This is a genomic window from Rhizobium sp. SJZ105 (genome assembly GCF_007828365.1).
In the GTDB taxonomy this organism is placed as follows: domain Bacteria; phylum Pseudomonadota; class Alphaproteobacteria; order Rhizobiales; family Rhizobiaceae; genus Agrobacterium; species Agrobacterium tumefaciens.
The window spans coordinates 11,600-33,538 of the sequence record NZ_VIUP01000011.1; the positions used below are offsets into that span (position 1 = coordinate 11,600).

Sequence of the window (21,939 nt, forward strand, 5' to 3'; positions counted from 1 at the left end):
CTTCCGGATGCGGAGTGATCGTTCCCTTTATCCGCGCTTTCGCGCGCGCTCATCGATTTGCCGGCAGCGGGATTTTTACGCGTTCCGCCCCTTGCAATTCTGACCCCCGGTCGCTCTCTACGGTTCTCTGAAGGCGAGCATTTGTCAATAACATAATTTACTTGAATTATTATATTGCGCTTATCCTCACTTCGACGCTATGAATTTTCTAACGGACGGGAAGTTGAAGAGGTGACGGTGCACACGGTGGATACCTATCCCGTAGCAATCGGAAAAAATCCTGAGCGCAGCCGCGAACACAACAGGCGAGTCGTCCTCGACATCGTCAGGCGGCACGGCTCGCTCGGTCGCGCCCAGTTAGCCAAGATCACGCATCTCACACCCCAGGCGGTCGCCAATATCGTCGATGAGCTGGTGGGCGAGGGGCTCCTGAAAGAGCTTGGTCGCCGGCGCACCGGCAGGGGCCAGCCGCCGATACAGTTTGCTGTCAACCCGGATGGTGGCGCAACGATCGGGGTGGAGATTGCCGCAGACCATATGGTCACCGTCGGTCTTGATCTGGCCGGCGTGTTGCGCACGCAGCGCGTTACCCCGCTCAAGGACACCACGCCGGACGCCATACTCAAAACCTTTGCGGCGGAACATGCAGCGGTTGCGAAGAATGTCGGGTGCAGGCTGCTTGGCACCGGCGTCGTCATGCCCGGGCCTTTCGAGATTGACGGCATGACGTCTGTCGGTCCGACGACGCTTTCCGGCTGGGTGGGTATCGATGCCCGCCAGATGCTGAGCGATGCCTGCGGCCAACAGGTCGTGGTGGAAAACGATGCGACGGCCGCTGCCGTCGGCGAGCGCCTGTTCGGCGCAGGGCTGGCTATCCCGAATTTCTGCATGATCTATTTCGGCGTCGGTATTGGTCTCGGCATCATCCAGGATGGTTCGCCCTATCGCGGCGCTTTCGGCAACGCCGGCGAAATCGGCCATGTGACGGTCTCGCCCAAGGGAAGGCCTTGCCCGTCTTGCGGGCAAAGAGGTTGCCTGGAGGCCTATGCTTCCGTCTATGTGCTCAAGGAAAAGCTCGTCTGCGCCGGTGTTGCGGACACGGAGCTTGATGATCTTGAAGCCCTGTTCAGCGCGGGCAATCCGGTCGTGATGGAGTGGATCGACGAGGCGGCCGTCCATCTGGCGCCCATGGTGGCGATGCTCGAGAACATTCTCGATCCGCAGACGGTCATTCTCGGCGGTGCGCTGCCTGAAAACATCATCAGCGAGATCATTGCGCGGATGGGGCATCTGCCGACTTCGGTCGCAAGCCGGCGGCAAAGAGAGTTGCCGCGCGTCATCCACGGCAAGTCCGGACAGTTGACGGCGGCGCTTGGTGCCGCCGCCTTGCCGCTGTTCGACATTGTCACACCAAAACTCGAGACGTCCCTGGGCGCCGCAGCGCAGGTGCCCGGCTGAATATTGGAGGAGACCGCCCATGCTTAACCCCCGGGAGCGCATCGAACGGCAGATGGCCGATCCATGGCTCGTGCGTCTGCACCGTAAACTGAGCGCACTGAAATCCACTGTCACCATCATGCACACCGGTGCGCACCCGGACGACGAGCAGAACGGTCTTCTTGCCTATTTCCGGATGGAACTGGGCATGCGGATCATCATCGCCTGCTCGACGCGCGGTGAAGGCGGGCAGAATGCGCTTGGGCCGGAGCGGCTGGGCGCGCTTGGCGTCATCCGGTCGCGGGAGCTGGAGGAGGCGGCCCGCATCATCGATGCGGACATAAGCTGGCTCGGCCATGGCCCGGCGGATATCATCCACGACTTCGGCTTCTCCAAGGATGGCGACCAGACCTTTGGTCGATGGGGGCAGCAGCGCATCGTCGAGCGGCTGGTGCGCGCCTATCGCAAGGAACGGCCCGATATCGTCATTCCGACATTTCTCGATGTGCCGGGACAACACGGGCACCACCGCGCCATGACGCGCGCGGCGAAAAGCGCAATCGCGCTGGCGGCTGATCCTGCCGCCTATCCCGAGCATTTCTCCGAGGGGCTGAAGCCGTGGAAGGTGGCCAAATATTATCTTCCTGCATGGTCTGGTGGTGGTGACACCTATGATGACGAGGTGCCTCCGCCGGAAACGACGCTGACAGTCAATGCGGTGGGCAAGGAGCGGGCAACCGGCGCGCAGTATGACCGCATCGGCGAATGGTCGCGTTATTATCATGCCTCACAGGGAATGGGGCATTGGCCGAAGCGGGCGCAGGAAGCATGGCCACTGCATCTCGAGCTCTCCAACGTCGCGGGCGGTGAGGAAGGCTCGATCCTCGACAGCCTGCCGTCGTCGCTGGCTGATCTCTCGGCTTTTCCGCGTCTTGCCGCCGATTTGGCAAAGGCGCTGGTTGCAGCCGAACAGGCAATCACTGACGCAATCGATGCCTTTCCCGACACGCAGCGGATCACGGCCTCACTTCTGACGGCGGCAGCCCTTTTGCAAGAGGTCGACGAGGCCGCAGCGCCGGACTTCAGGGAGTTGCATGGGCACCGGATCGCGCGCAAACGGGCGCAGGTCGATGCCGCTATCCTGACGGCACTCGATCTTTTCGAGCGGGCCTATGCCGAGCCAGCCGAGATCGTTCCGGGTGGGACGTCATCTCTCTATGTGGAACTCGCTGGAAAGGCGGCTGAATTTGACGTCGAGGTTACCCCGGTCCTTCCGGCTGGAGTATCGTCTTCGGTTCAGTCGCGTGGCCAGACAATGGTCTTCTCGCTTGCCGCCGATCAGGACGCGGCCGTTTCCGGGCTTTACCAGCCCGACTGGAAAGCCTCAGGCGGCAATGGTCATGCCTCGGTGCGCCTGTCCGTAAGGATTGGAGGCAGGGAGGTTTCGGCCGCTTTCGATCTGGAGGAGCCGTTTTTCGTGACGCCGGCGCAGTCGCTGACGATTTCGCCCGATGCGCTTCTGGTTCCACTTGGAAAAGGGCAGGATTCCCATGTTTTTGAGGCACACATAAAGGGTACCGATGCGCCGCTGTCGTTCAGGAGTACGGATGGCTGGAACCTGCGCAAGACCGGCAATGACTGGATTGCCGAACGTACCGGTGAGGCAGCGGTCGGCCTTGCCCAGATCAAAGCGCTTGTCGGTTCACAACCTGCCTTCCAGATCACGCCCATCGCATATCCGCATATAGGCCGGGCGCGGTTTCTGGCACCCTCCGCTCTGAAAATCCTCTCGCTCGATCTCAAGCTGCCCGAGGGCGCGCGCGTCGGTTATGTCGGCGGCGGTGCCGACCGGGTCGGGTCATGGCTTTCGCGCATGGGTCTTGATGTCACCGAACTCGATGCGCAGGCGCTTGGCGGTGATCTCTCATCCTTCACGACAATCGTTGTCGGCATCTTCGCCTTCGGCATTCGCAAGGATCTGGCTGCGGCAACCGAAAGGCTTCACCGCTTCGTCGAAGAAGGCGGCCATCTTGTCACGCTCTATCACCGGCCGACCGACGGATGGAATCCCGAGACGACGCCCGTCAGGCGGCTTGAGATCGGTAAGCCTTCCCTGCGTTGGCGGGTGACGGACCCAAATGCGGAGGTGACGGTGCTATTGCCCGATCATCCATTGCTTGTCGGGCCCAACACGATCGGTGCTGCCGACTGGACGGGCTGGGACAAGGAGCGCGGGCTCTATTTCGCTGCGCGCTGGGATGATGCTTATGAACCCCTGCTCGCCATGCACGATGTCGATGAACAGCCTCTGAAAGGGGCGCTGGTCTCGGCAGCCATTGGCAGGGGCCGGCATACGCATACGAGCCTCGTGCTGCACCACCAGATGGACAAGCTGGTGCCGGGGGCATTCCGCCTCATGGCAAACCTTGTGCAACCCGCGTGAATGGCCAGGACCAGAGTGAAAAACAGGAAAACCCGCGCGAAAACGATGCTCGCGCGGGCATCGGCTGGCTGCTCATGGATATGGCCCTCGTTTCGGGCGGAATGACAGCCCTGGTCAAGGCGCAGGGTGTGACCTATCCGGCATTCCAGCTCGTCTTCATAAGAGCGATGATCGGCCTGATCTTCATCCTGCCGCTTATCTGGCGACACCGGGGGGAAATGGCGCGCTTCAAATATCCCTGCCGCAACCTTTTCCGAATCTGCTGCAACGCCATTGCACTCACCAGCAACTTCGTCGCCATCACCCTCTTGCCGCTCGCCACCGTCAATGCTGTCGGCTTCTCACGCCCGCTGGTGACGATGGCCATGGCGGTTGTCTTTCTCGGTGAAAAGGTAAGCCGATATCGCTGGGTCGGCGCTTGCCTCGCATTTGTTGGCGTTCTTGTAGTCATCGGGCCGGGCGGCGCGGAGATTAACGCAGGCGTGCTCGTCGTCCTCGTCTCCGTCGTGTTCGGCGCGCTTGCGGTGATCCAGACCCGGGCGCTGCGGCAGGAAAACACCACTGTCATGATGGTGTTCTACACGGTGGGTCTTGCCGTCATTACCGCCGTTCCGGCGATCTGGACGTGGAAACCGGTCATGCCGCTCGACTGGGTGGCGCTGCTCGCCATCGGACTGCTTGCGCAAATGGGGCAATATTGCTTCCTGCGGGCCTATCGCATCGCTGACGCCAGTGTTCTGGCGCCCGTTGGATATCTGTCGATATTGTTCGTGACCGCTGTGGGATACTTCCTGTTTGACGAGGTGCCCGAAGCCCGTGTTGTTCTTGGCATTGCCATCATTCTCGTCTCCTTGCAGGCAACCGCCTTTGCGGAATATCTTTTGAAGAAGTTGCGCGGCCGGCGGTGAGAAGTGCCGCTTTTATCTTTGACGCGCCAGAACGCTCAGCCGGATCCAGCCCAGTGTCGCGCGCTTGAAGCGATCGTAAAGCGAACGGGCAAAGCGCACATATCTCATGATCCATGCGAACCAGGCGTAGGTGAGGAGCTTCTCCCGACCGGCGTGGTAAATGCGCTCGACAATCAGGAATGTGGCGAGGTGAGCGAGGATCGTCAGCGCAATTCCCATTTTGACGGTGCCGTGCGCGATGAGGAGCAGGCCGATGATTTTCATCGGTTCGGCGATGGCAAATGGCACCGCCAACAAAAGAAGAATGGCAAGACGCGGTAATCCGCCAATCCGGCTTTCAAGTTTCCTGATGAATGTCAGTCTGGATATCGCCTTGATGATCGGCCGATAGAGCGGGCGAAAAATGCCGTCGAGGATCAGGGCAAACACGATGATTGCCCGAAGCGGAAAGATGAGGATCTTCCTGATTTTGTTGTTCACCTCATTCGGTCTCCAAAAGGGGCTGTATGGCCAATTCTTAATCGCCTGAAACGTGGCAAAACGAAGTTGTTTTTTACGATCTGCTCTGCTGAACGCTCGCATACATGCCGGTGGTGCGGAATTCGCTTGGATTGATGCCATATAGCCTGCGGAAGACCTTCGAGAAATAGTTCGGGTCTTCGAAGCCGCATAGCACGGATACCTCCTTGATGGGGATGTTTTCGGCTGTGGTGAGAAGCTTGGCTGCCCGCCTCAACCGTCGCTGCAATACAAATTCGGCCGGTGGCAGGCCTTCGCTTGCCGTGAAGATGCGGGAAAAATGCGCACGGCTGAGGCCGGCGACGGCGGCAAGATCGCTGACGGAAAGACGCTCTCCGAGATGCCCGTCTATATAGCTCAGCACCTGCTGCATGGTGCGATATTCACCGCCAAAGGAGGGATGCGAGCCGAACACGTCGTCATAAAGCGTCATCGCCGCCTCATAGGCGACGGCGGAGGCCGCCCCTGGTGTTTCCGCGCCGTTGACGAGGCGCGAGCAACAATGGGCGAGATGATCGACGGTTTCCTGTTGCAGCTTGAGGATCGGCCCAGTGACGGCAAGAATATTGCGGTGAATGCGCAAGGCCTCTTCGCCATTCATGGAGATCCAGAAGAACTCCCATTGCTTTCCCGCTTCCAGCCAGTAGCGATGATTGTGCGGGATGAGCAACAGGAGGGTTTCGCCCGGCTTCACCACGTAATGACGGTTCTCGTAACGAAGGTTTCCCTGTCCGCCAATGCAATATTGCAGCACAGTGAATGGTGTCTGTCCGCGCTTTCGTCCGTCCCAGTCATAATTGCCACTGCTGCGGATTTCATAGCCGCTGCTGGTGGGCATTGTGTGCAGGGTCTGGCGGCCGCGGGGCAGCGAGACGGTCCGCATCCCCGGCCCCTGATCGATCAAATCGCGCAGCACAAAATTACCCATGAAAGCATAATCCTTCTCTGGTTCCGCTCGTCATTATACGCATAATCCCGAACCGAGGAGACAGCCAGCGCGATATTGTTGCGGAGAATTTTTCAGGAGTGCCGGTTTTCCGGGGTTCTTACAGGTATATTCTCGCATCGCCTTATTATGATCGTTTGGCCCGTTTCACCCGTTCGATTTGCAACAGAGGTGGCGTTATGAGTTTCAAAATCGCTATAATCGGCGCCGGAAGCGTCGGATTCACGAAAAAACTGTTCACCGATCTTTTGTGCGTGCCGGAGTTTCGCGACATCGAGGTCGCGCTGACGGATATCAGCCAGCACAATCTGGATATGATCAGGGCGATCCTCGACAAGGTCGTGGAGGCCAACGGTTTTCCGGTGAAAGTGACAGCGCATACCGACCGCCGTCTCGCGCTTGAGGGTGCGAAATACATCATAAGCTGTGTGCGGGTCGGCGGTCTGGAAGCCTATGCGGACGACATCCGTATTCCGCTGAAATACGGGATCGACCAGTGCGTCGGTGACACCATCTGCGCCGGCGGCATTCTCTATGGCCAGCGTAACATTCCGGTCATTCTGGATTTCTGCAAGGATATCCGCGAGGTCGCCGCACCCGGTGCCAAGTTCCTGAATTACGCCAACCCCATGGCCATGAATACATGGGCAGCCATCGAATATGGCAAGGTGGATACGGTTGGTCTTTGCCACGGTGTGCAGCACGGCGCGGAGCAGATCGCTGAAATTCTCGGCGCAAAATCCCCGTCCGAACTTGATTACATCTGCTCGGGCATCAACCACCAGACATGGTTCATCGATCTAAGGCTGAATGGCCGCAAGATCGGCAAAGAAGAGCTGGTCGCCGCTTTCGAGGCGCATCCGGTTTTCTCACAGCAGGAAAAGCTGCGCATCGACGTGCTTAAGCGCTTCGGTGTCTATTCGACGGAGAGCAACGGCCATCTGTCCGAATATCTGCCGTGGTACCGCAAGCGCCCGGATGAAATCGCCCGCTGGATCGATATGTCGGACTGGATTCACGGCGAAACCGGCGGTTATCTGCGCCACTCCACCGAGACGCGGAACTGGTTCGAAACGGAATTCCCGCAGTTCCTGGCGTCAGCCGCCAAGCCCATCGAACCGGAGAAGCGCTCCAACGAACATGCGAGCCACATTCTGGAAGCGCTTGAAACCGGGCGTGTCTATCGCGGCCACTTCAACGTCAAGAACAATGGCGTCATAACCAACCTTCCTTCTGATGCGATCATTGAGTCGCCCGGTTTCGTGGATCGTTTCGGCATCAACATGGTCTCGGGTATCACGCTGCCGGAAGCCTGCGCAGCGACCTGCATGGCGTCTATCAACGTGCAGCGCATGTCGGTACATGCGGCGGTCAGCGGCGATATCGATCTTCTGAGGCTTGCCGTGCTGCACGATCCGCTGGTCGGTGCCGTCGCCACGCCGGAGGAGGTCTGGCAGATGGTGGACGAGATGGTCGTCGCGCAGGCGCGCTGGTTGCCGCAATATGCGGATGCCGTGCCTGATGCCAAGGAGCGCCTTTCGAAATCGACGGTCAAGACCCGTGACTGGGCGGGGGCTGCACGCCGCAATGTGCGTTCCATCGAGGAATTGCGGGCTGAGAAATCGGCTCTGAAGAAGGCCGTATAAATGAAAAAGCATGGGAACAGGCCGGCGGCGAAAGGGAGTTCGCCGCTTCGGTCTTGGTGATGACAGACGGTGGGCGGTCGAAGAGCTGCCATTTGGGAGGAATGACGATGCAACTTCAACGCAAGATCGGTATCATCTCGGCATTGGGTCTTGGTGTTTCGATGATCGCACTCAGTGCGAACGCCTTCGAAACCACCACGCCGCCGGAGCCGCCGCAGTTTCCGGCGGAAGGCAAGATCAATTATGTAGCGCGCGACTCGATCCTCGAATTCAAGGCCCTGCCGAGCTACAGCGAGCCGGACTGGATCACCGAAAAATTCGAGAAGACAGGCAAACTGCCGCCCTTGAAGGAACGCTTGCCTGAGGAGCCGCTGGTCTACAAGACCGGCAACATGGTGGATGGCATCGGCGTTTATGGCGATACGATGCGTCATGTGATCGGCGGACGGCCCGAAGGCTGGAACTACATTGCCGGCCAGAGCCAGGGCTGGGGCGGCATCGATATTGCGCTTTCCGAATGCCTGACGCGCACAGCGCCGCTGTTTCAGGTGAATGCCAAGGACACCGAACCGCTGCCCAATCTCGCCAAAGGCTGGGAATGGTCGCAGGATGGCCACAAGCTGACGATGCATCTGGTCAAGGGTGCCAAATGGTCTGACGGTGTGCCGTTCAACGCCGATGACGTCATGTTCTACTGGGAAGACGCGGTTCTCGATCCCAACGTGTCGCCGCTCGGCGGCGGCGCTTCGCCTGAAGCCTTCGGCGAAGGCACCACGCTCAAAAAGATCGATGACTATACGGTGGAGTGGACTTTCAAGACCGCTTTCCCGAAGCAATATCTCTATACCATGGCTTATCCGAGCTTCTGCCCCGGACCGGCGCATATTCTGAGACCACAGCACCCGAAATATTCCAAGAACACTTATAACCAGTTCAAGAACGCCTTTCCGCCGGAATATATGAACATGCCTGTCATGGGTGGTTGGGTGCCGGTGGAATATCGCCCCGACGACATCATCGTGCTCAGGCGCAATCCATACTACTGGAAGGTCGACGAGAAGGGCCAGCAGTTGCCTTATCTCAACGAGCTTCATTACAAGCTCTCCACTTGGGCCGATCGCGATGTGCAGGCTGTGGCGGGATCGGGGGATTTCTCCAATCTCGAGCAGCCGGAGAATTTCGTCGCTTCGCTGAAACGCGCAGCTGACCCGAATGCGCCGGCTCGCCTTGCCTTCGGGCCACGCCTGATCGGCTATAACCTGCAGATGAACTTTTCCGCCAATGGCTGGGGCAATCCGGACGAGCGCGGGCAGGCCATTCGCGAGCTGAACCGCAACGAGGTGTTCCGTCAGGCGGTGACCTCGGCCCTCGACCGCAAGGCAATCGGCGACTCGCTCGTCAAGGGCCCGTTCACGGCGATCTATCCGGGTGGCATTTCCTCGGGCACCGGTTTTTACGATCGCAATTCCACGGTCTATTACCCCTTCAACCTTAAGGAAGCGAAAGCCGCCCTTGCATCAATCGGCCTGAAGGACACCGATGGCGACGGCTTCTTGAACTTCCCGAAGGAGACACTGGGCGGACGAAACGTCGAGATCATTCTTCTGGTCAATAACGGCTACACGACGGACAAGAGCATTGCGGAAGGCCTTGTCGGGCAAATGGCGAAACTTGGCCTTCGCCTCGTCATCAACAGCCTTGATTCCAACCAGCGCGATGCGGCCCATTATGGCGGTCAGTTCGACTGGCTGGTGCGCCGCAACTCCACCGAGCTTTCGTCCGTGGTGCAGAATACCGAGCAGTTGGCACCCGTTGGCCCGCGCACCAGCTGGAACCATCGCGCACCTGAAGGCAAGGAACTGGATCTGATGCCGTTCGAAAAGGAGATGGCCGATATCGTGCGCAAATTCATCTCCTCGCAGGACAATGCCGAGCGGGCGGAACTGATGAAGCAATATCAGAAGGTCTACACGCAGAACCTCTACACGATCGGGCTTACCGAATATCCCGGCGCGCTTATCGTCAACAAGCGGTTCTCGAATGTGCCGCAGGGCACGCCGATCTTCATGTTCAACTGGGCTGAAGACGCCATCATCCGCGAACGCCTTTGGGTCGCGGCCGACAAGCAGGGCAAATACGAGCTTTTCCCCGAGCAGCTTCCCGGCAAGCCGGGTGAGGGCGGCCCGATCAACTAGAACTCCTCCCGGAGAAAACCCGGTACCGGTCGCGCGTGAAGCGCGGCCGGAGACACACGGACTAGCCAAGCGGAGGATACCCGTTCGATGCTGAGATTCCTGACAATACGCATAGGCTCCGCCATTCCGGTGCTGCTTATCCTGAGCGTGGTGACATTCGCCATCATTCAGGCGCCACCTGGCGACTATGCTGACTACATCCGCTCGCAATTGATGAACCAGGGCGGTGCGTCCTTCGAACAGGCGGAAGCGCAGGCGCAGGCCTACCGCATCGAACACGGTCTCGATAAGCCGATCGTCGTGCAATATTTCAACTGGATCGGGGGTATCATCACACGCGGCGATTTCGGCTACAGCTTCTATTACAACAAGCCGGTTGCCGATGTGGTCGGCGAACGCCTGCCGCGCACCATCGCACTCGCCCTTGTCTGCCACATTCTTTCATCGCTTCTCGGCATCGGTTTCGGCATCTGGGCTGCCACCAGACAATATTCCTGGATCGATAATCTGCTTTCGACCGTCGCCTTCCTCGGCATGACCATTCCGCGCTTCCTGATGGCGCTGATCCTCGTCTACCTGATGGTGTTTCATTTCGACGTGTCGGAAATCGGCAGCTTCTTTTCGCCGCAATATGGCGGTGCGCCATGGTCATGGGGGAAGTTCGTCGATCTCGTCAGCCATGTCTGGCCGGTGGTTGCCATCGCCGTTTTCGGTGGACTTGCGTATAATATGCGGGTGATGCGCGGCAATCTGCTGGATACGCTGAACGCCCAATATGTGGAGACGGCGCGCGCCAAGGGCCTTTCGGAAGGCGCGGTCATCATGCGCCACGCCGTGCCGAACGCCGTGCATCCGCTCATTATGTATCAGGGCGTCGTGCTGCCCTATATGCTGAGCGGCGAAATCGAAACTGCGATCATCTTTGCGCTGCCGACCGTCGGTCCCGCCATCGTCGGGTCCATGGCGGTCGGCGATGTCTATGTCACCGCAACCTTCATGATGGTGCTGGCCGCCACGCTCATCATCGGCAACATCATCGCCGACATGCTGCTCGCCATGCTCGACCCGCGTGTGCGCGAATTCGGGAGGGCTTGAGATGGTGGCCGTTGACGAACTCAAGAATGAATCGGCTGCCGCACCGAAGCCCGAGCGAGGTGTTCAGGGTAACGAGACCTATCTCGCTCTGGTGTGGCGGCGCCTCAGACGCTCTTTCACCGGCGTGGTGGGGCTGGTGCTGGTGGTGCTGTTGATCACGATCTCAGTCTTCGCCGATTTCTTCGCGCCGATGAACCCGCTCGAAACCAATGACAGTTTCTCCCCGCCGAAGGTGGTGCGGTTCTCCGACAAGGACGGCAATATCAGCCTGTTCCCTCGGGTCTATGCTACCGCTGAAACGGACGAGCTCGATCCGGTGACCTTCCAGCCTATCGTCGGCCCGGATTACGACAATCCGCTTTATCTCGGCTTTTTCGTGAAAGGCGCGGAATATCGGCTGTTCGGCCTCATCCCGGCAAACCGGCACTTCTTCGGCACCACGGACGGGCAGCCGGTGCATTTTCTCGGAACCGACAAGTTCGGACGCGATGTGCTGTCACGCGCCATTTATGGATCGCGCATCTCGCTTGCCATCGCGCTCAGTGTCGTCACCATCGTTACCGTCATCGGCACCAGCGTCGGGTTGATCTCAGGATATTTCGGCGGGCCGCTGGATGCCTGGGTGCAGCGTTTCGTGGAAGTGGTTCTGGCCTTTCCACAATTGCCGCTCTATCTCGCCTTGACGTCGCTCATTCCGGTGACCGCCCCGACGACTGTTTTCCTCCTCTTCGTGGTCGGCGTCATGTCGGCGCTCGGCTGGGCGCAGATGTCTCGCGAAGTGCGCGGCAAGACGCTGGCGCTGGCGCGTATCGATTATGTCCGCGCCGCGATTGCCGTCGGCGCCACCGACCGGCGCATTATTTTCCAGCACATCCTGCCGAATGTGATGAGCCATGTGATCGTTGCCGTCACGCTGCATATTCCAAGCGTCGTGCTGCTCGAATCCTTCCTTGGCTTTCTCGGTTTCGCGGTCAAGCCGCCGCTGATCTCCTGGGGGCTGATGCTTCAGGATACGGCCACCTATTCAGTCATTGGTTCCTATCCATGGATCCTTGCGCCGGTCGGCTTTGTGCTGGTCACCGTTTTTGCCTTCAACGCGCTGGGCGATGGCCTTCGCGATGCTGTCGATCCCTATTGAGAGGAGCGTAACATGGTTGCTGCACAGAACACCTACGCCCCTGCCATCCGCTTCGATGCTGATAATCGAAACGACCAGGCCATCATCGATGCACGCAATATTGCCGTGACTTTCAAGGTTGAGCACGGCACGGTGGAGGCAGTGAAGGACATTTCCTTCCAGCTTTACCGGGGGGAGACGATCGCCATCGTTGGCGAATCCGGTTCGGGAAAATCGGTGACCGCCCGCACCATCATGGGGCTTTTGACGAAGCGGGCCTCGGTTTCGAAAACCGCGACCGTGCGCTTCAACGGCGACGACATCCTGAAATTTTCAAGCCGCCAGCGGCGGGCGTTGCGCGGCAACCGTATCTCGATGATCTTTCAGGAGCCGATGAGTTCGCTGAACCCGATCTATACGATCGGCAGTCAGATCGTCGAGGCGATCCGCGTCCACTCGAAGCTGAGCAGGAAGCAGGCCGAAGCGAGGGCGCTCGATCTTTTGCGGCAGGTGCAGATTCCGGAACCCGAGGCGCGGCTGAAGCAATATCCGCACCAGCTTTCAGGCGGTCAACGGCAGCGTGTCATGATCGCCATGGCGCTCTCCAACGATCCGGATGTGCTGATCGCCGACGAACCCACCACAGCACTGGATGTGACAGTACAGGCGCAGATCCTCAACCTCATACGCGATCTGCAGAAGAAGCGCGGCATGGCCGTGGTGCTCATCACCCATGACCTGACGATCGTGAAGCAGTTTTCCGATTACGTCTACGTCATGCAGCATGGCGAGATGCGTGAGCACAACACCACTGAGCGGCTGTTTGCAGCGCCGAACCACCCCTATACCCGAAAGCTGCTTGCTTCCGAGCCGCATGGCACCGCCAAACCATTGCCGGAAAATTCCGGTGTGCTGCTGACGGCGAATGGCGTGCGGGTGTCGTTCATGATGCGCTACGGTGGCCTGTTCAAGCCGGAATTGAAGGAACTTGTTGCCGTCGACGATCTTGGTCTTACCCTCAAGCGCCATGAAACGCTGGGAATTGTCGGCGAATCCGGGTCTGGCAAAACGACCTTTGGCCAATCCCTGTTGCGGCTGAACGAGCCGGTGGCCGGAGAGGTGATTTTCGATGGCGAGAGGGTCGACGGCCGCTCCCGGTCTCAAATGCGGCCTCTGCGCTCTCGCATGCAGGTCGTCTTTCAGGACCCTTTCGCCTCGCTCAATCCACGCATGACCATCGGCCAGATCATCGAGGAAGGGCTGGTTATCAACGGGCTTGGTAAAACCAAGGCCGAAAGGCTGGAGCGGGTGCGCGACGCGCTGGAAGCGGCAGGCATGCCCGGCAACATCCTCTCGCGTTTCCCGCACGAGTTCTCAGGCGGCCAGCGCCAGCGCATCGCCATCGCGCGTGCAGTCGCGCTGGAGCCGGAATTCATCCTGCTCGATGAGCCGACCTCGGCGCTCGACCTTTCCGTTCAGGCGCAGATCATAGACCTGCTGCGCAAGCTGCAGGACGAGCGGGGCTTGAGCTACCTGTTCATCTCGCACGACCTGAAGGTCGTTCGGGCTCTCTGCCACCGCGTCATCGTCATGCAGCGCGGCAGGATCGTGGAGGAAGGCCCCGTCGAGGAGGTGCTGAACCGCCCGAAAACCGAATACACCCAGCGGCTCGTCCGGGCCGCCTTTGAAATCGCATAGTTCAAGATGCCGGAGGCAAATATGGCACGAGATCCCAAGATCACATTTATCGGCGCAGGTTCCACGGTGTTCATGAAGAACATCATCGGCGACGTGCTGCAACGTCCGGCCCTTTCCGGCGCAACGATCGCGCTGATGGACATCAACCGCGAAAGGCTGGAAGAAAGCGCCATCGTCGTCAACAAGCTGATTTCGACGCTCGGGGCAAAGGCGAAAGCCGAGACTTTTACAGACCAGAAAAAGGCGCTCGCCGGTGCCGATTTCGTCGTCGTCGCCTTCCAGATCGGCGGATACGAGCCCTGCACAGTCACCGATTTCGAGGTGCCGCGTAAATATGGCCTGCGCCAGACCATTGCCGATACGCTTGGTGTCGGCGGCATCATGCGGGGCCTGCGCACCGTGCCGCATCTGTGGAAGATTTGCGAGGATATGCTCGCCGTCTGCCCCAATGCGATCATGCTGCAATATGTCAACCCGATGGCGATCAACACCTGGGCGATTGCGGAGAAATACCCGACAATCCGGCAGGTCGGCCTTTGCCATTCGGTGCAGGGCACGGCCATGGAACTCGCCCATGACCTCGATATTCCCTACGAGGAAATCCGCTATCGTTCGGCCGGCATCAACCACATGGCGTTTTTCCTGGAATTCGAGCACCGCCAGCCTGATGGCAGCTACAAGAACCTCTATCCCGATCTCGTACGAGGCTATCGCGAAGGCCGTGCGCCGAAGCCCGGCTGGAACCCGCGCTGCCCCAACAAGGTGCGGTACGAGATGCTGACGCGTCTCGGCTACTTCGTTACCGAAAGTTCCGAGCATTTCGCCGAATACACACCCTATTTCATCAAGGAGGGGCGCGAGGACCTGATCGAGAAATTCGGTATTCCGCTCGATGAATATCCCAAGCGCTGCATCGAGCAGATCGAGCGCTGGAAGGGGCAGGCGGCGGCCTATCGCTCAGCCGAAAAGATCGAGGTCAAGCAATCCAAGGAATATGCCTCCTCCATCATCAACTCGGTCTGGACCGGCGAACCGTCTGTCATCTACGGCAACCAGCGCAACAATGGCTGCATCACCTCGCTGCCATCAGATTGCGCGGCGGAAGTGCCCTGCCTTGTCGATCATAACGGCGTGCAACCAACTTTCATCGGGGAATTGCCGCCGCAGCTGACCGCGCTGATGCGCACAAACATCAACGTGCAGGAGCTGACGGTGCGGGCGCTGATGAGCGAAAACCGTGAGCATATCTTCCACGCGGCGATGATGGACCCGCATACGGCAGCGGAACTCGATCTCGACCAGATCTGGTCGCTGGTGGACGATCTTCTTGTCGCGCACCGGGACTGGTTGCCGGAATGGACGCAGGTGGAGATGAAGCGGGCGCGGGCGGTGTAAGGAACGCAACGGCTGCGTTGACGGCAGGCTGGCGCACCTTGCGTGGCGTTCGCCGGTTGTCATTCCGCTATAGATTTAACGTCATCCTCGGGCTCGTCCCGAGGAACCAACCACCTAGCAGAAAATGATAGCTAGCAGATGCTCGGGACAGGGCCGAACATGACGAAGTGGGTTTTAGTCCTTCATCCACTTGACGTGTGTCAAAGCCTCGAAGCGCTCCCTCACCTAAACAGTCCCTAGCAACCTGTCTTCTCGCTCCAATATGGGAAATATCAGGTGGGATTTATGAACGTAAAGGTGGATGGCTTCTTCGGTTTTATCGTATTACGGTTGAAACTCGAAGGGTTCATGGGGAAGACGGATGTCTAAAAAAGGCTTGCTCATTGGTCTGGCGGTTGGGGTTATTGCCGTTGCTGCCTATTTCGCCTGGTCGAAGTTGACGGCAGAGGGTCTGCCCTCCGGTTTCGTTTCCAGTAACGGCCGGATCGAGGCGGTCGAGATCGATATTTCCACCAAAACCGCCGGCCGTCTTCAGGACATCATGGCGCGCGAAGGCGATTTCGTGAAGGCAGGGCAGGTGCTTGCCCAGATGGATACTGCCCAGCTGGAGGCCAAAAAGCGTCAGGCGGAAGCGCAGCTTCGTCGCGCAAAGATCGCAATCGATACCGCCCATAGCCTCGTTGCCCAGCGGGAGGCGGAAAAGACCTCGGCGCTTGCGGTGGTGGAACAGCGCAAGGCCCAGCTTGATTCGGCGTCCAAGACCTATGCGCGCTCAAGACAGCTGTTGACCGGCAATGCCGTGTCGCAGCAGATCGTCGATGACAGTGAGGCGGCAGAACAGTCCGCCCGCGCCACTCTTGCCTCGGCGCAGGCCTCGCTTGCCGCCTCTGATGCGGCAATCAACGCCGCCAAGGCACAGATCGTCGATGCGGAAGCGGCTGTCGATGCCGCGCAGGCCGATATTGAGAGCATCGAGACAGACATAGCCGATGCGACGCTGAAATCACCCCGCGACGGCCGTGTGCAATATCGCATCGCCCAGCCCGGCGAGGTGCTTTCCGCCGGCGGGCGGGTTCTCAACCTCGTCGATCTCGGTGACGTCTACATGACGTTCTTCCTGCCCACGGCTGAGGCTGGCCGTACATCCATGGGCTCGGATGTGCGCCTGATACTGGACGCAGCGCCGCAATATACCATTCCCGCCAAGGTTTCCTTCGTCGCCGATGTGGCGCAATTCACGCCAAAGACGGTGGAAACCGAGGAGGAGCGCCAGAAGCTTACCTTCCGGGTGCGGGCGCAAATTCCGCAGGAGCTGCTGCAGAAATATATTCAGTATGTCAAAACCGGTCTTCCCGGCATGGCCTATGTCCGGCTTGATCCGCAGGCCGTCTGGCCGGAGAATCTCGAACGCAATCTTGTGAAGTGAGAGTGGCCGCGATGGTCACACCCTCCGCGACGAATACTAAAAATCCCGGCGCGCCAGTCGCGCGGTTGACGGATGTACGGCTGGCGTTTGGCAGCACGGTTGCGCTTGCCGATATATCGGTCGAAATTCCCGCCGGACGGATGATCGGCCTTATCGGGCCTGACGGTGTCGGCAAGTCCAGCCTCCTCTCTCTGGTTTCCGGCGCCCGGGCCATACAGAAAGGCAAGGTGGAGGTCCTCGGCGGCGATATGTCCGATCCGCGCCACCGCGAGGATACTTGCCCGCGCATCGCCTATATGCCGCAGGGCCTCGGCAAGAACCTCTATCCAACCCTCTCGGTCTTCGAAAATATCGACTTTTTTGGCAGGCTGTTCGGGCAGGACGGCAGGGAGAGAAAGGCACGCATTGCCGAGTTGCTGAAGAGCACCGGCCTTGAACCTTTTGCCGACCGGCCGGCAATGAAGCTTTCCGGCGGCATGAAGCAGAAGCTCGGGCTCTGCTGTGCGCTGATCCACGATCCTGACCTGCTCATTCTCGATGAGCCGACGACGGGTGTCGATCCGCTGTCGCGCCGGCAATTCTGGGAGCTGATCGATTCCATCCGCGCCGGTCGTCCGGGTATGAGCGTGATTGTCGCTACGGCCTATATGGAAGAGGCCGCCGGTTTCGACTGGCTGGTCGCCATGGATGGCGGCAAAATTCTTGCCACCGGCTCGCCCACCGAGTTGCTCTACCGCACCTCCGCCGCCAATCTCGATGCAGCCTTCATCGCGCTTCTTCCGGAAGAAAAGCGTAAGGGTTACCACGAGGTGAATATCGCGCCGCGCACGGTGACCGGCGAGGGCGATTATGCCATTGAGGCCTCGCATCTGAGCATGCGTTTCGGTGATTTTGCCGCCGTCGACAATGTCAGCTTCAAAATTCCGTGTGGCGAGATTTTCGGTTTTCTCGGCTCGAACGGCTGCGGGAAATCCACCACCATGAAGATGCTGACCGGTCTTCTGGCCGCCAGTGAAGGCGAGGCGAAGCTATTCGGCCACGAGGTGGATGCCAGCGACATGGCGATCCGCCACCGCGTCGGCTACATGAGCCAGGCCTTTTCGCTCTATTCCGAACTCACGGTGCGACAGAACCTCGATCTTCACGCGCGGCTGTTCAAGCTGCCGGAAGCGACCATTCAGCCGCGCATCGCCGAGATGGCAGAGCGCTTTGATCTCGGCACGGTCAGGGACACGCTGCCGGACGACCTACCGCTCGGCATCCGGCAAAGACTGTCGCTTGCGGTGGCGATGATCCATTCTCCTGACATTCTCATCCTCGATGAGCCGACCTCAGGCGTCGATCCCGTGGCGCGGGACGGGTTCTGGCAAATCCTAGCCGATCTCTCCCGCAACGATAATGTCACCATCTTCATCTCCACCCATTTCATGAATGAGGCGGAGCGTTGCGATCGGATTTCGCTGATGCATGCCGGCAAGGTGTTGATAAGCGATACGCCTGACGCGATCACCAAAAGCCGTAATGCCGCAACGCTGGAAGAGGCTTTCGTCGCCTATCTCGAGGATGCCTCGGGTGTCAAAAAGGCGGAACCTTCAATAGCGCCCGCTCCGGCAACGGAGGTGGTCCCGACGCAGCATGTTGCACCAGCCCGCAAACGGTTTTTCGATGTCAGGCGCATGTTCAGCTATACGCGCCGCGAGGCGCTGGAACTGCAACGCGATCCCATTCGCGGCACTTTAGCGGTTCTTGGCAGCGTCATCCTGATGTTCGTGATCGGATACGGCATCAATCTCGATGTTGAGGACCTGACCTTCGCGGTACTGGACCGCGACGATTCCACCATCAGCCGCGATTATGTGCTCGATATAGCCGGTTCCCGTTACTTCATCGAGAAAATGCCGATCCGCGACTATGCGGATATGGACCGGCGCATGCGTGACGGGGAACTCAGCCTTTCCATTGAAATTCCACCCGGTTTCGGCCGCGATGTGCTGCGCGGCAAGACGGTGGAGGTCGGCGCTTGGATCGATGGCGCCATGCCGCAACGGGCAGAAACCGTGCGCGGTTACGTGCAGGGCATGCACCAGACATGGTTGGCGCGCAAGGCGAGCGAAATCTATGGCAATGCAGCGACGCAAAGCAGCTTCAGCATCGAAACGCGCTATCGTTACAACCCCGATGTCAAGAGCCTCGTCGCCATGGTGCCGGCGGTCATTCCGCTGCTGCTGATGCTCATTCCCGCTATGCTGGCGGCGCTCAGCGTCGTTCGGGAAAAAGAACTTGGCTCGATCGTCAATCTTTACGTGACGCCGACCACGCGGCTGGAATTCCTGATCGGCAAACAGCTTCCTTATGTGGCGCTCGGCATGCTCAATTTCCTGCTCTTGACGGCATTTGCGATCTTCATCTTCCGGGTGCCGTTTACCGGGAGTTATCTCGCTTACGCGACGGGCGCTTTACTCTTCGTCATCATCGCCACATCCATCGGGCTCGTCATGTCTTCCTTCATGAAGAGCCAGATCGCGGCGATCTTCGGCACGGCCCTGTTGACGCTCATTCCGGCCACACAATACTCGGGCATGATCGATCCCGTTTCGTCGCTGCAGGGGGCGGGGGCCTTTATCGGCAATATCTATCCCGCCACCTATTTCATGACGATCTCACGCGGCACCTTCTCCAAGGGGCTGGATTTCGACGGTCTTTCGGGTTCCTTTCTGCCGCTTCTCATCGCCATTCCGCTGCTGCTCATCGCTGGTGCTACTCTTTTGAGGAAACAGGCGTCATGAGTTTGTTTTCATCCAACATCTTCCAGCTCGGCATCAAGGAACTGCGCGGGCTTGCGCGTGATGGCATGTTGTTGCTGCTGATCGTTTACGCTTTCACGCTGCAAATCTACACCGGTTCCAGCGCGTTGCCCGAAACCCTAAACAACGCCGCCATCGCCATTGTTGATGAGGATCAGTCGCCGCTTTCCGGTCGCATCAGCACGGCGTTTTATCCGCCCTATTTCGCGCCGCCGAAGCAGATTTCCATTGCTGAAATGGACAAGCGCATGGATGCAGGGCTCGACACCTTTGCGCTCAACATTCCGCCGGATTTCCAGCGTCAGCTAATGGCCGGGCAGTACCCTGCCATCCAGCTCAATATCGATGCCACTCGCATGAGCCAGGCCTTCAGCGGCGGCGGTTACGTGCAGAACATCGTGACGAGCGAAGTTGAGGAATATGTCAACCGCTATCGCGGCGCGACGACGGTGCCAGTCGATCTGACGCTGCGTTCTCGTTTCAACCCTGAACTGGACAAATCCTGGTTCGGCTCGATCAACAATATCATCACCGCCATCACCATGCTGTCGATCGTGCTGACGGGCGCGGCGCTCATTCGCGAGCGTGAACATGGAACGGTCGAGCATCTGCTGGTCATGCCGGTCACGCCGCTGGAAATCATGCTCAGCAAGGTCTGGTCCATGGGCCTTGTCGTGTTGGTGGCCTCGGCATTTTCCCTTTTCGTTGTCGTCAAGGGGCTGCTCGCTATTCCCATCGAAGGCTCGCTCTCCCTTTTCCTACTTGGAACGGCGTTGCAGCTCTTTGCGATGACCTCGATGGGTATTTTCCTGGCAACAGTGGCGGGTTCCATGCCGCAATTCGGCATGTTGCTGATCTTGTTCCTGCTGCCGCTGCAGGTGCTGTCCGGCGCCATGACGCCGCGCGAAAGCATGCCGGATATCATCCAGTACCTCATGCTGCTCGCACCCAACACTCATTTCGTAATTCTGGCGCAATCGGTGCTTTTCAGGGGGGCGGGGCTGGATGTGGTCTGGCCGCAATTGCTGGCGCTGCTTGCGATAGGCTCTGCACTCTTCATTTTTGCGCTTCGCCGCTTCCGGCGGTTCCTGCGCTGACCGGCGGACATTAGCCCGTTTTCCAGCATTTGCGAACGAGTTGAATTAATTGTGTTCGGTAACGGTATGTTCGCCCTCCGGGAATATGCCTATGAGGACGGTTGGGTAAAAGAGGGCTTTGTTGAGGAGTAGCAAATGAATATCGCAGGACGTCTGTCACTCACGGCCATGATCGCACTGGCCACGACACCATCCCTCGCATCGGAGGATATGGCTTCGCAGACGAGTGAAGCGATATTTGGTTTCGGTGGTGTTTTAACGAAAGAAGACATGTTGAAAAGCGCTGCCCTCGTTCCCGTGGAATACGAAAAGAATGCCATTCTGGGTGGCGGTTATCAGTTCTATCCCTATCGCATCGGCAATGTGAAGCTGGGCGGTGAAATCGGCGTTGCCGTCAGGTTTGGCAAGGGGTTCACCGGTGAAGTCTGGGCAGGGCCTGTCGCGCGTTATGACAAGATCAGGCTCGGGGAACGGTTGTTCGTTTCGCCGAGTTTCACGGCGGGTCTGAGCCTCGTCTCGGATGCGCAGCCGGGGCGGGAGAGGCAAGAAGAAATCAAGGACAACGGCAACGCCAATGTCCTGTTTTACCTCGGCCCGGAAATCAACGTTTCCTTCAGCGAAGAATCCTCGACGGAGTTCTTCTGGCGGCTTCACCACCGTTCCGGCGGCGGCATGACGCTGGGCAATATGAAGGGCGCGACGAATGCCAATGTGTTTGGCGTTCGCTACAAGTTCTGACGACGTGGTGTCGGTAGTGGCCCCCGATATGACTGAATTTACGCCATACTTCTGTTTTTCCGCGCCCCTCGGAGGATGACCCTTGCACTCAGCGCATGGGTGGCCTGCCTTATTCTGTCTGTTCTTTGGTCCCGACAAGGCGCATATAAGGGACATCAAAGGACGCCGGAACGAAACGTTACTGACGTCGCCAACACCTTGAAAGGGTAATGTCATGAACGTAGCACGCAGCTTTAATAACTGGCGCAAGTATCGTCAGACCGTCAACGAACTGGGCCGCATGAGCAGCCGCGAACTGCACGATCTCGGTATCGACCGTAGCCAGATCAACAGCGTCGCCCGCGCCGCCGTCGGCAAGTAATCAGGCAGCTATTGCCGCTTTTGAATGACTAAACGCCCGCTTCGCGGGCGTTTTTGTTTTTGGCGAACCGTCGACGCTTGTGTCTCCCACGGGGCATGCCGTGCAAAGGCGAAA

General features: G+C 58.9%; 16 protein-coding genes. 14 read left to right on the plus strand and 2 right to left on the minus strand.

Annotated elements, in window-relative coordinates:
- The first annotated feature begins 231 nt into the window (after positions 1–231).
- From FB593_RS22925 to FB593_RS22935, 3 genes are read left to right on the plus strand one after another with little or no spacing between them, the layout of a single operon-like run.
- On the plus strand, positions 232–1,458 hold the full coding sequence (locus tag FB593_RS22925; RefSeq protein WP_013761100.1) for an ROK family transcriptional regulator: 1,227 nt from the start codon (positions 232–234) through the stop codon (positions 1,456–1,458).
- Between the two features lie 19 nt (positions 1,459–1,477).
- A complete protein-coding gene (locus FB593_RS22930) occupies positions 1,478–3,880 on the plus strand; it encodes a PIG-L family deacetylase (RefSeq protein WP_145167019.1) in 2,403 nt (800 codons plus the stop codon).
- On the plus strand, positions 3,877–4,788 hold the full coding sequence (locus FB593_RS22935) for a DMT family transporter (RefSeq protein ID WP_145167020.1): 912 nt from the start codon (positions 3,877–3,879) through the stop codon (positions 4,786–4,788). Before FB593_RS22930 ends, FB593_RS22935 begins: the two co-directional genes overlap by 4 nt.
- A gap of 12 nt (positions 4,789–4,800) precedes the next feature.
- On the opposite strand, the gene FB593_RS22940 is transcribed toward FB593_RS22935, so the two are convergent.
- Together FB593_RS22940 and FB593_RS22945 are read right to left on the minus strand one after the other, a co-directional pair.
- Entirely contained in the window at positions 4,801–5,268 is a 468-nt protein-coding gene (locus FB593_RS22940) for a hypothetical protein (protein ID WP_173997785.1), read from the minus strand.
- Positions 5,269–5,341: 73 nt separating this feature from the next.
- A complete protein-coding gene (locus FB593_RS22945) occupies positions 5,342–6,235 on the minus strand; it encodes an AraC family transcriptional regulator (protein ID WP_013761096.1) in 894 nt (297 codons plus the stop codon).
- A gap of 197 nt (positions 6,236–6,432) precedes the next feature.
- On the opposite strand from FB593_RS22945, the gene FB593_RS22950 reads away from it, so the two are divergent.
- The 11 genes from FB593_RS22950 (at position 6,433) to FB593_RS23000 (ending at position 21,825) form a co-directional block, all read left to right on the plus strand.
- Complete coding sequence (locus FB593_RS22950; RefSeq protein ID WP_035200671.1) at positions 6,433–7,899, plus strand: alpha-glucosidase/alpha-galactosidase; 1,467 nt, start codon at positions 6,433–6,435, stop codon at positions 7,897–7,899.
- Between the two features lie 107 nt (positions 7,900–8,006).
- Positions 8,007–10,094, plus strand: coding sequence for an ABC transporter substrate-binding protein (locus FB593_RS22955; RefSeq protein WP_065705615.1), 2,088 nt, complete (start codon positions 8,007–8,009; stop codon positions 10,092–10,094).
- 87 nt (positions 10,095–10,181) lie between these two features.
- Positions 10,182–11,189, plus strand: a complete 1,008-nt coding sequence (locus FB593_RS22960; RefSeq protein ID WP_004431273.1) for an ABC transporter permease — start codon at positions 10,182–10,184, stop codon at positions 11,187–11,189.
- 1 nt (position 11,190) lies between these two features.
- Entirely contained in the window at positions 11,191–12,327 is a 1,137-nt protein-coding gene (locus FB593_RS22965; RefSeq protein ID WP_145167022.1) for an ABC transporter permease, read from the plus strand.
- Between the two features lie 12 nt (positions 12,328–12,339).
- The gene (locus tag FB593_RS22970) at positions 12,340–14,004 is read left to right on the plus strand and encodes an ABC transporter ATP-binding protein (RefSeq protein WP_035200401.1); all 1,665 of its coding nucleotides are present in this window, start codon (positions 12,340–12,342) and stop codon (positions 14,002–14,004) included.
- A 21-nt stretch (positions 14,005–14,025) separates the two neighbouring features.
- Positions 14,026–15,399, plus strand: a complete 1,374-nt coding sequence (locus FB593_RS22975) for an alpha-glucosidase/alpha-galactosidase (RefSeq protein ID WP_035200672.1) — start codon at positions 14,026–14,028, stop codon at positions 15,397–15,399.
- A gap of 361 nt (positions 15,400–15,760) precedes the next feature.
- Complete coding sequence (locus tag FB593_RS22980; protein ID WP_004431283.1) at positions 15,761–16,825, plus strand: HlyD family secretion protein; 1,065 nt, start codon at positions 15,761–15,763, stop codon at positions 16,823–16,825.
- Between the two features lie 11 nt (positions 16,826–16,836).
- Positions 16,837–19,611 (plus strand): ribosome-associated ATPase/putative transporter RbbA, encoded by a 2,775-nt coding sequence (rbbA, locus tag FB593_RS22985; protein WP_145167023.1) that lies wholly within the window; start codon positions 16,837–16,839, stop codon positions 19,609–19,611.
- The gene (locus tag FB593_RS22990; RefSeq protein WP_065705613.1) at positions 19,608–20,726 is read left to right on the plus strand and encodes an ABC transporter permease; all 1,119 of its coding nucleotides are present in this window, start codon (positions 19,608–19,610) and stop codon (positions 20,724–20,726) included. Before rbbA ends, FB593_RS22990 begins: the two co-directional genes overlap by 4 nt.
- A 135-nt stretch (positions 20,727–20,861) precedes the next feature.
- Entirely contained in the window at positions 20,862–21,464 is a 603-nt protein-coding gene (locus FB593_RS22995; protein ID WP_035200405.1) for a hypothetical protein, read from the plus strand.
- Between the two features lie 214 nt (positions 21,465–21,678).
- Positions 21,679–21,825 carry a DUF1127 domain-containing protein gene (locus FB593_RS23000; RefSeq protein ID WP_004431290.1) on the plus strand — a complete coding sequence of 49 codons (147 nt, stop codon included), beginning with the start codon at positions 21,679–21,681 and terminating at the stop codon, positions 21,823–21,825.
- Positions 21,826–21,939 lie beyond the last annotated feature (114 nt).

Bases quoted from the DNA above. Each gene is read 5' to 3' on its own strand.
- FB593_RS22975 (WP_035200672.1), top strand. From the start codon at position 14,026: ATGGCACGAGATCCCAAGATCACATTTATCGGCGCAGGTTCCACGGTG.
- FB593_RS22995 (WP_035200405.1), top strand. From the start codon at position 20,862: ATGAATATCGCAGGACGTCTGTCACTCACGGCCATGATCGCACTGGCC.
- FB593_RS23000 (WP_004431290.1), top strand. From the start codon at position 21,679: ATGAACGTAGCACGCAGCTTTAATAACTGGCGCAAGTATCGTCAGACC.
- FB593_RS22965 (WP_145167022.1), top strand. From the start codon at position 11,191: ATGGTGGCCGTTGACGAACTCAAGAATGAATCGGCTGCCGCACCGAAG.
- rbbA (WP_145167023.1), top strand. From the start codon at position 16,837: ATGGTCACACCCTCCGCGACGAATACTAAAAATCCCGGCGCGCCAGTC.
- FB593_RS22955 (WP_065705615.1), top strand. From the start codon at position 8,007: ATGCAACTTCAACGCAAGATCGGTATCATCTCGGCATTGGGTCTTGGT.
- FB593_RS22960 (WP_004431273.1), top strand. From the start codon at position 10,182: ATGCTGAGATTCCTGACAATACGCATAGGCTCCGCCATTCCGGTGCTG.
- FB593_RS22980 (WP_004431283.1), top strand. From the start codon at position 15,761: ATGTCTAAAAAAGGCTTGCTCATTGGTCTGGCGGTTGGGGTTATTGCC.
- FB593_RS22950 (WP_035200671.1), top strand. From the start codon at position 6,433: ATGAGTTTCAAAATCGCTATAATCGGCGCCGGAAGCGTCGGATTCACG.
- FB593_RS22945 (WP_013761096.1), bottom strand. From the start codon at position 6,235: ATGGGTAATTTTGTGCTGCGCGATTTGATCGATCAGGGGCCGGGGATG.
- FB593_RS22970 (WP_035200401.1), top strand. From the start codon at position 12,340: ATGGTTGCTGCACAGAACACCTACGCCCCTGCCATCCGCTTCGATGCT.
- FB593_RS22930 (WP_145167019.1), top strand. From the start codon at position 1,478: ATGCTTAACCCCCGGGAGCGCATCGAACGGCAGATGGCCGATCCATGG.
- FB593_RS22990 (WP_065705613.1), top strand. From the start codon at position 19,608: ATGAGTTTGTTTTCATCCAACATCTTCCAGCTCGGCATCAAGGAACTG.